The 8666-nt window shown below is 28.9% G+C and carries 7 protein-coding genes and 1 pseudogene; 7 read left to right on the plus strand and 1 reads right to left on the minus strand.

What is annotated here, in order from left to right; all coding sequences use genetic code 11:
* Positions 1-1043: pseudogene (locus Q0J35_RS08840) on the minus strand (hypothetical protein); the annotation flags it as partial.
* 226 nt (positions 1044-1269) lie between these two features.
* Here Q0J35_RS08840 and Q0J35_RS08845 point away from each other — a divergent pair.
* From Q0J35_RS08845 to Q0J35_RS08875, 7 genes are all read left to right on the plus strand, one after another.
* The gene (locus tag Q0J35_RS08845; protein ID WP_297195614.1) at positions 1270-3318 is read left to right on the plus strand and encodes a capsular polysaccharide biosynthesis protein; all 2049 of its coding nucleotides are present in this window, start codon (positions 1270-1272) and stop codon (positions 3316-3318) included.
* Positions 3315-4496, plus strand: coding sequence for a capsular biosynthesis protein (locus Q0J35_RS08850; RefSeq protein ID WP_297195602.1), 1182 nt, complete (start codon positions 3315-3317; stop codon positions 4494-4496). The genes Q0J35_RS08845 and Q0J35_RS08850 overlap by 4 nt, the downstream gene beginning before the upstream one ends.
* A gap of 61 nt (positions 4497-4557) precedes the next feature.
* Entirely contained in the window at positions 4558-5688 is a 1131-nt protein-coding gene (locus tag Q0J35_RS08855; RefSeq protein ID WP_297195604.1) for a DUF829 domain-containing protein, read from the plus strand.
* Between the two features lies 1 nt (position 5689).
* On the plus strand, positions 5690-7048 hold the full coding sequence (locus Q0J35_RS08860) for a cytochrome P450 (RefSeq protein WP_297195606.1): 1359 nt from the start codon (positions 5690-5692) through the stop codon (positions 7046-7048).
* 4 nt (positions 7049-7052) lie between these two features.
* On the plus strand, positions 7053-7406 hold the full coding sequence (locus Q0J35_RS08865) for a hypothetical protein (protein WP_297195608.1): 354 nt from the start codon (positions 7053-7055) through the stop codon (positions 7404-7406).
* Between the two features lie 12 nt (positions 7407-7418).
* Positions 7419-7622, plus strand: a complete 204-nt coding sequence (locus tag Q0J35_RS08870; RefSeq protein WP_297195610.1) for a hypothetical protein — start codon at positions 7419-7421, stop codon at positions 7620-7622.
* The gene (locus tag Q0J35_RS08875) at positions 7583-8551 is read left to right on the plus strand and encodes a CatB-related O-acetyltransferase (RefSeq protein ID WP_297195612.1); all 969 of its coding nucleotides are present in this window, start codon (positions 7583-7585) and stop codon (positions 8549-8551) included. Before Q0J35_RS08870 ends, Q0J35_RS08875 begins: the two co-directional genes overlap by 40 nt.
* Positions 8552-8666 lie beyond the last annotated feature (115 nt).

The following is an 8666-nucleotide window of genomic DNA, read 5'->3' on the forward strand; positions in this document are numbered from 1 at the left end:
TCATCTTTTATTTCATCTTTTATTTCATCTTTTATTTCATCTTTTATTTCATCTTTTATTTCATCTTTTATTTCATCCTCGCTTTGAGTTTTTATTTGCTCATCCTCTGTTTTTAAGTCTTGTTCGTTTGTGCTAAGATCTTGAATTTCCTCATTTGTGCTTTCATTATCAGCATATTTTTCATCGCTTTGTGCTAGTTCATCTGTTAGCTCTTTTGCCTCATCATTTGATATAGATTTTTGTTCTTCAGTATCTACATCTTTATTTAAATTTTCTTGTTCGCTACCAAAAATGTATTTTTCATTTTCGCTATCTTGTTTTTCATCTTGTGTAAGATCTTGAAAATCTAGCTTTATTTCCTCTTCATCTTTTTCTACATATTCATCTATTTTTTCTTTTTTCTCGCTTTCACTAAGTTTTAAAGCTTTATCTAAATCGCTTTCATCAAAATTTTCATCTTCGCCTTCGTCTATTGTAGTGGTTTTATTTTCTACTTTTTCCTCTTCTTCATTTTGTGTTTCATTTGTTTCTATGCCTCCAAAATCAAGATTTTCTTCCAAAAATTCCTCTTTAGCTTCGCTAGATTCGTTTTCTTTAGCCTCGTCTTGTTTTTCATCGTTAGAATCAAAATTTAACGCATCTAAATCGATAGTCATATCATTATAAGGATTTTTATCTTCTGCTAACTTATCTTTAGCATTTACAAGATCTGCTTCTTCTTTATTTTCTGTTTCTATTTTTGTTTCTGTCTCTGTTTTTCCTTGTATCAATTCTATCAAGTCAGTTGGCAGAAAAGGCTTGTGTATGCTTATAAAAATATTGTCATTATTGTTTTCGTTTTTAGAATTTAAGTAGATTAGCTTGGAGCATTGTGAGCTAAGTTTTTTTAAATCGGCTTTTATTTCACTGTCTATTATTATAACATCGGCGTTTAAATCTTTTTTATATTCTTCTTTTTCTTCAAAATCATATCCTATTTTTTGGGCACTTAGCTTTACAAGCTTAGATACTATAGGGTTTTTGTTTAAAAGCAAAATTTTCATAACACAATCCTTTAAAAAACCGTTTTATTTTAGTATATTTAAAATTATTTTTTTCTTACATTTTAAAAAAAGCTATCATAAGGTTTTATGTTTATTGTTTTTTTGATTTAAATTAAAAAATCTATAAGTTTGTGTAATGATTAATATTTTATTTGATGAGTTTAGCTTATATTTTTTTTATTGTTAAATCATATGAAAATATAGTATAATTCTAACTATGAGCGAAATAAGATTTTACAGCACTTCTAAAAAACTTATAAAAAATGTTAAGTCTTTTTATGATATAAATTTCTTTTCACTGTTTAATAGCCCAAAAGAAAACGATATTTTTGTAGGTTGGGGCAGAAAAAAATCCGGTTTAAAAGCTATTTTATTAGCTAAAAAATACAAAACTAAATTTTTGCTTTTAGAAGACGGTGCTTTAAGATCCTTGGATTTAGGACTTTATAATTCTCCTACTTTTAGCATAGTAAAAGATGATGTAGGAATTTACTATGATAGCACCCAAGAAAGCAAATTTGAAAATATATTAAATTCTTATAATTTTGATGATGAAATTTTAGAGCAAGCTAAAAAGGCTATAAATCTTATAAAGAAATTTAAGCTAAGCAAGTATAACAATAACAAAGAACTTCCAAAAGAGCTTTTCAATAAAAAAGAAAAAAGAATTTTGATTATAACGCAAGCAAAAAACGATCTTTCTTTAAAATACGGACAAGCTTCAAATTTTAATACCATAGATATGATAAAAGATGCTATAAATGAAAATAAAGAGCATAAAATTTACCTAAAAATTCACCCAGATGTTTTAAGCGGTAAAAAGAAAAGTGATTTTAATCCAGAGGATTTGCCAAAAGAGCTTATAATCTTAAGTGAAAATTACAATCCAATAGAACTTTTAGCCCATTTTGACAAAGTTTATACCAAAACTTCTACTATGGGTTTTGAGGCTTTGTTAATGGGATGTGAGTGTGTTTGTTATGGTATGCCATTTTATGCTGGTTGGCAGCTTACAAAGGATAAGATAAGTTGCGAAAGAAGGCGTAAAAAAAGAACTGTAGAAGAAATTTTTGCAGCTTTTTATCTGCTTTATACCACTTATTTTAACCCTTATAAAAATAAAACAAGCGATATTTTTGATACTATATATACATTATTTAAGTATAAAAATATAGAAAAATTAAATTCAAATAGATTATTTTTTTTAAATTTTACACTTTGGAAAAGATCTTTTATAAAGCCATTTTTTGCAGCAAGACATAATGAAATTATATTTTTATCTAGTTTAGAACAAGCTAGTATTTATGATTTTAATGAAAACGACAAGCTGTTTGTATGGGGTTTAAAGCACACAGATGAGCTATTAGAAAAATTTTTTGGAAAAAAAATACAAAAATTAAGAGTAGAAGACGGTTTTGTAAGATCTATACATCTTGGCTCTGATTTAACAAGACCATATTCATTAGTAGTAGATAGTAGAGGTCTTTTTATAGACCCTTCAAAGCAAAGTGATTTGGAATATATCTTACAAAATCAAGACTTTGATGATAAGATCTTAAAAAGAGCCAAACAGGCTAGACATTTGCTTTTAAAGCATAAATTTTCAAAATACAATATACAAAAACATAAGATTATAAGAAATAAATGCCTTGAAAATAAGAAAAAAATTTTAATACCAGCACAAGTAGAAGACGATGCTTCTATGCTTTTTGGTGCTTTTGGTATGACTTATTTGCAGCTTATAAAGGAGGTTAGGAAAAATAATCAAGATGCTTATATATACTATAAAATTCACCCAGATGTTTTAAGCGGCAATAGAAAAGGCTTGAAAGATGAGGCTTTGATACTTAAATATTGTGATGAAATTTTAAAAGATGTAAGCATTCACAGTGTTTTAGATATAGTAGATGAAATTCATACCATAACATCTACTGTAGGTTTTGAAGCTCTTTTAAGGGAAAAAAAAGTATTTACATATGGTATGCCATTTTATGCTGGTTGGCAGCTTACAAATGATAGCTTAAAATGCGATAGACGCACAAGAAAACTTAGCTTAGATGAGCTTGTAGCTGGAGTATTGCTACTTTATCCAAGATATATAGATCCCATTAATAAAAATTTATGTGAATTTGAGAAAGCTTTTGATATAATGCTTGAAATCAAGGAAAGATATATAAATAATAAAATTTTAGCATCATTAATGAGTTTTAGAAATTATACCTTGAGAAAAATAAGAAGATTTTATGAAAATTTATTTGGGAATAAGAGTGTATGAAATTTGATAGCATTTTAAACAATTTCGCATCTAAGAATGTTCTACTTTTACAAGGTCCAATAGGTCCATTTTTTAACTTATTTTCAAAAAAGATGAAGGCTTGTAAAGCCAAGGTTTTTAAGCTAAATTTTAATGGAGGAGATAAATTTTTTTACCCTTTTAATTCCCATTCATACAAGGGAAAATTTATACACTTTAGAAGTTTTTTAAAAGATATACTTTTAAAAAATGAAATTCAGTGTATAGTGGCTTTTAATGATTGCAGACCAGTCCATAGAATAGCTATACATGTTGCTAAGTCTTTAGGTGTGGAGGTTTTTATTTTTGAGGAAGGATATTTACGTCCATCTTTTATTACCTTTGAAAATGGCGGAGTTAGTGCGAATTCAAAAACTCCAAGGCAAAAAAGTTTTTATCTTACTAAGGACTTTTTTTATAAGGACGAAGTAAATAAGATAGAAGGTGCTTTTAAATATATGGCATTTTACGCTTTTTTATATTGGCTTTTTGCTTTTTTATGCTCACCTTTTTACAATAATAAATTACACCATAGAAGTCTTAGCCCTTTAGAACTTTTTCCTTGGATTAGATCCTTGTATAGAAAAATTTTGTATAAATTTACAGAAAAGAACATAAATTTAAGACTTCAAAAGGATTTAAAATCGCTTTATTTTATAGCTATACTTCAGGTTTATAATGATACTCAGGTTTCAAAACACTACAAGTATAGGACAATGGAAAATTTTATCAAAAAAACCCTTAGTTCTTTTGCTAATAATTCCAGAAAAAAACATTTTCTAGTGTTTAAACATCACCCAATGGACAGAGGCTATAAAAATTATTCAACCTTAATCAATGATTTAAGCAAGCATTACGGTTTGGAGGGCAGAGTTTTTTATGTGCATGATAGCCATTTGCCAACTATACTTAAGAATTCTATCGGCTGTATAGTTATAAATTCTACAACTGGGCTTTCAGCTCTTTACCACAACTGTCCTTTAAAGGTTTGTGGTGATGCTTTTTATGATATAGACGGACTAACATATCAAAAATCACTAGATCTTTTTTGGAGGCAAGCACATTCTTATAAACCAAATTATAGAATGTATACTAATTTAAGATCCTATCTAATCCTAACAAATCAAATAAATTTAAATTATTACAAGCTAAAATTTTAACCCCCTTATTAACTTAATATCGCTAAAATCAAGTTTTAAAAGCTAGTATAAAGGAGCTTTGTTGTCCGTTTTAAATAGAGATTTTTTTTATATAGCTGGATACGATCCTAGGGGATTTAGATATTATTACTCAATACTTAAGAAAAATCTATTTTTGTATAATAAAATTCATAAAAGCAACCTAAAGCTTTCGCCTACTAAACAAGAAAATTCTCATCTTGTATCATTTCTTATAAATTCTCAAACAACTAAGTGTAAATACCACATTTTAATTTGGAATGACATAGTTAAAAAGCATTGGCATACCGGTTTTATATCTGTTCTTAAGGATTATTTTTCTTTTTTTAGAATTTTCATAATTACAGGTCTTTTTTTAAAATTCTTAAAACTTAGCAAAAATGCTTTCTTAGCAGGAATGTATCCCTTTTTTTTTATAAGTATTATTTTTATTTGTATATTTTTATATATTTTTTCTACTTTATTTCTTATTAGTGACAATATAATATATTTTAGCATTAGCGTGGCTATAGTGCTTTATATTGGCTATGATATTATAATGAAAGTAGGCTCTAAAAAAGCTATGTTTTGGTTGCTTAGATTATGTGTTTTTTGTGCGTATTTAGCTTTTGATAGGGTAAAAGGTATAGATAAGAGGATGGACGAATTTTGCGAAGAATTATTTAAAAAGATAAAAGAGAATGAAAAAAAAGATAATTATGAGCTAATATTATGCGCGCATAGTGTTGGAACTATACTTTTGGTATCTGTTTTAGCAAAAGTTTTAAAGAAATGCGAAAGGGAAAATATCGCTTATTCTAAGCTTAAAATTTTAACTCTTGGCGAGTGTATCCCACTTGTCAGCCTACAAAGAAAAAATTTAAATTTTAAAAAAGACCTTGAGTATGTGTCTAAGCACAATATCTTTTGGCTTGATTACACTTCAAAGATAGACGGTGCTTGTTTTTATTTATTAGATTTTTTTAAAAGTGCCGGCATTACTTCTTATGATTTGAATATCAAATTTTTATCCGCAAGATTTTTTAAAGCCTATAATAAAGACGAATACCATAAAATCAAAAGGGATTGGTATAGAGTGCATTTTTTATATTTAGAAGCTTTGCAGAAAAAATCTCTTGGTTATGACTTTTTTGATATTATATCAAATTCGTTTTATTTAGAAAATAGGAGATGATATGCCTTGCCCCTTTCACCCAAAGCCTCATAAAAACAAAGCTTCAACATTAACTACTTTTTTGTTAAAAAGAAGATCTTGGCTGGACGGTCTTTATGAAAGATCTTATTCTATGCAAAGTGGCAGGGTTAAAATGCCGGGCTTTGATCTTTATGTAGTAAATAATCCACAAGAAGTTAAAAGGATAATGATAGATGAGGTTAAAGAATTTCCAAAAAGTGAGCTTTTACATAGGCTTTTAGAGCCGCTTTTAGGGGAGAGTATTTTTACTACAAGTGGAGATGTTTGGAGAAAACAAAGAGAGCTTTTAAAACCTAGTTTTGAAATGACAAGGATAAATAAAGTTTTTGATATTATGAATGATGCTGCTAATGATATGATTCTTAGGCTAGAAAAGAAAGAGGGAGAATTTATAAATGCTGATGAGGAAACCACTTTTGTAACTGCTGATGTAATCTTTAGAACCATTATGAGTGCTAAGCTTGATGAAAAGCAAGGCAAAGAAATTTTAGAAGCTTTTACTATTTTTCAAGAAGAAACTGTCAAAACTGCTATGCGAAAGATGTTTAAATTCCCTACCTGGCTTTCTATGTTGCTTGGTGATAGAAAAAGGATGAAAGCAGGAGAGTTAATAAGGATAAAATTATCAGACATTATAAGACCTAGATATGATGAAGAAAGTAGGGGAGAAGCAGGATTTAGAAGTGATATTTTAGCCTCTTTGTTAAAGGTGGTTGATGCTGATACTAATGAGAGATTTTCTTTTAAAGAAATTTTAGATCAAGTTGCTATGCTTTTTTTAGCAGGACACGAAACGACTGCTAGCTCACTTACTTGGACTCTTTACTGTCTTTGTGTGGATAATTCTTGGCAGGAAAAAGCTTTTTCAGAAATTATGAATGTAACTAAGGGCGAAAAACTTGATATAAAACATATTAGACAATTTAAAATTTTAAATAATATATTTAAAGAGGCTCTTAGGCTTTATCCTCCAGTTGGTTTTTTTCCAAGAACAGCTAAAAAGGATACAAAGCTTAGAGACAAAAACATACAAGAAGGCTGTGGAGTAGTGGTTGCACCGTGGCTAATACATAGACATAACAAGTTTTGGCAAGATCCAAATGAATTTAAACCAGAAAGATTTGATAATCCTTATAATAAAGATGCATATATGCCATTTGGTATGGGTGAAAGGATTTGCATAGGGCAGGGCTTTGCTATGCAGGAAGCTATGATAATTTTAGCACATATTTTAAGTAAATATAGGCTAGAATTAAAAGAGAATTTTGTTCCGGATGTAGTTGGACGTTTAACCATTCGTTCAGCAAATGGAATGATGATAAAATTTATAAAAAGATAAAATTATGAAAGAAAAATTAGCTGGCACTATACTTCTTTGTGCCATAGTTCCTTTGTTTATCATAGGATATTTATTTATAGTTTTTGTCGGACTTTTTATAAGCGTAGCAAGAGTTAGGCAGGGTGTTAGGGCTATGGATCATTTCGTTAATGCTACTATATTTAATGGTTACGCTTGGGAAAGCGTTTCATCCCACGCTTGGCGTGAGCGAAAAAAAACCTGGGCTAAATTTGTTATTAAGATAACAGATTTTTTTCAAAAAGATCATTGTAAAAGGGCAAATAAAAGAGAACAACCCATAGTTGATTTAATGCTTAAAAAAGGGCTTGACAAACAAAGTGTAGGGAAGCAAATTTAGTAAGGAATTTTTATGACAATTACTGTAAATTCGTTTGTAAGAGAATATTTGCAAGAACATAAAATTCAAGGAAGTTGGGAAAATGGATCAATTTGTAGATATAAGGATGGAGAGATTTTATATATCCCAGATAATGGCTATATGGAGGAATATTCTAGCATAAATGGCTATTCTCTTTGTTCTATTGGAAATACTTCTTATTCTATCTCCCCTTAAGGCTTGATGTAAAAATAGCTAGGTATTGTTCTATAGCTGCTGGTTTAGATTTTATAAAAGGTAAGCACCCCTTACATTTGATAAGCACATCCGCTTTTACTTACGATAATAAATTTTATATTTATAAAGACGCAAATAAAGAATTTTGCGATAGCGAATTTCAAGCATATAATTATAGGCTTTTTGTTCCAGAGCCTAAACCTACTATCATAGAAAATGATGTTTATATATGCACTAATGTCCTTTTAAAACCCGGAATAAAGCTTCACACTGGTTGTGTAGTAGCAGAAAGAGCGGTGGTTACTAAAGATGCGCCACCTTATGCTATAGTGGGTGGAATACCAGCGAAGGTTATAAAATACCGTTTTGATGAAAACACTATAAAAAGGCTTCTTAAACTAGAATGGTGGAAGTATCATTTCACTGATTTTAAGGATATTGATTTGTTTAGCGATATAAATTATTATTTAGATGAGGTGGAGAAAAGAATTCAAAATAAGCAAATAAAGCCTTTTAATCCTAGAAAAATGTTTTTCAAAGAACTAGAGCAAAGAAGCAAGCAGAGTAAAACTGTCTTGGTGCAAGGTTTAAAGGAAAACGAAAGTGCGGTATCTAGGGTGAAAAATCATCTAAGTTTTAAATTGGGTGAAATTATACTTGAAAATTCGAATTCATTCATATCTTATATAAAAATTGCTTTTGTTTTAGAATATGTAGTAAAAAACCACAACACTAAAACCGAGCCTCATAAACAAGAACTACAAAATTATAAGGACTATAATGAAACCTTAAACATAAAACAAGGACTTGTTTATAATATCGGAAACGAATTTATAAAACATATGAATAGGGGGGGGGGATTACACAAAAAGCTTCTTAGTTTTCTTACTTTTTATCCAAAGCTATGTTCTATTAAAAAAAGATATTAAATAAATTCTAGCAAGAAATTATCAATCAAGAACCCTCTATAAAACAACCTTAAACCCTCACAATAAAACTAAAAATAAAAGCTAGTTGTAAAATAATATAAATAATTTAAATTAT

This window comes from uncultured Campylobacter sp., from assembly GCF_944323605.1.
GTDB lineage: Bacteria > Campylobacterota > Campylobacteria > Campylobacterales > Campylobacteraceae > Campylobacter_D.

Bases quoted from the DNA above. Each gene is read 5' to 3' on its own strand.
- Q0J35_RS08850 (WP_297195602.1), top strand. From the start codon at position 3,315: ATGAAATTTGATAGCATTTTAAACAATTTCGCATCTAAGAATGTTCTA.
- Q0J35_RS08860 (WP_297195606.1), top strand. From the start codon at position 5,690: ATGCCTTGCCCCTTTCACCCAAAGCCTCATAAAAACAAAGCTTCAACA.
- Q0J35_RS08865 (WP_297195608.1), top strand. From the start codon at position 7,053: ATGAAAGAAAAATTAGCTGGCACTATACTTCTTTGTGCCATAGTTCCT.
- Q0J35_RS08870 (WP_297195610.1), top strand. From the start codon at position 7,419: ATGACAATTACTGTAAATTCGTTTGTAAGAGAATATTTGCAAGAACAT.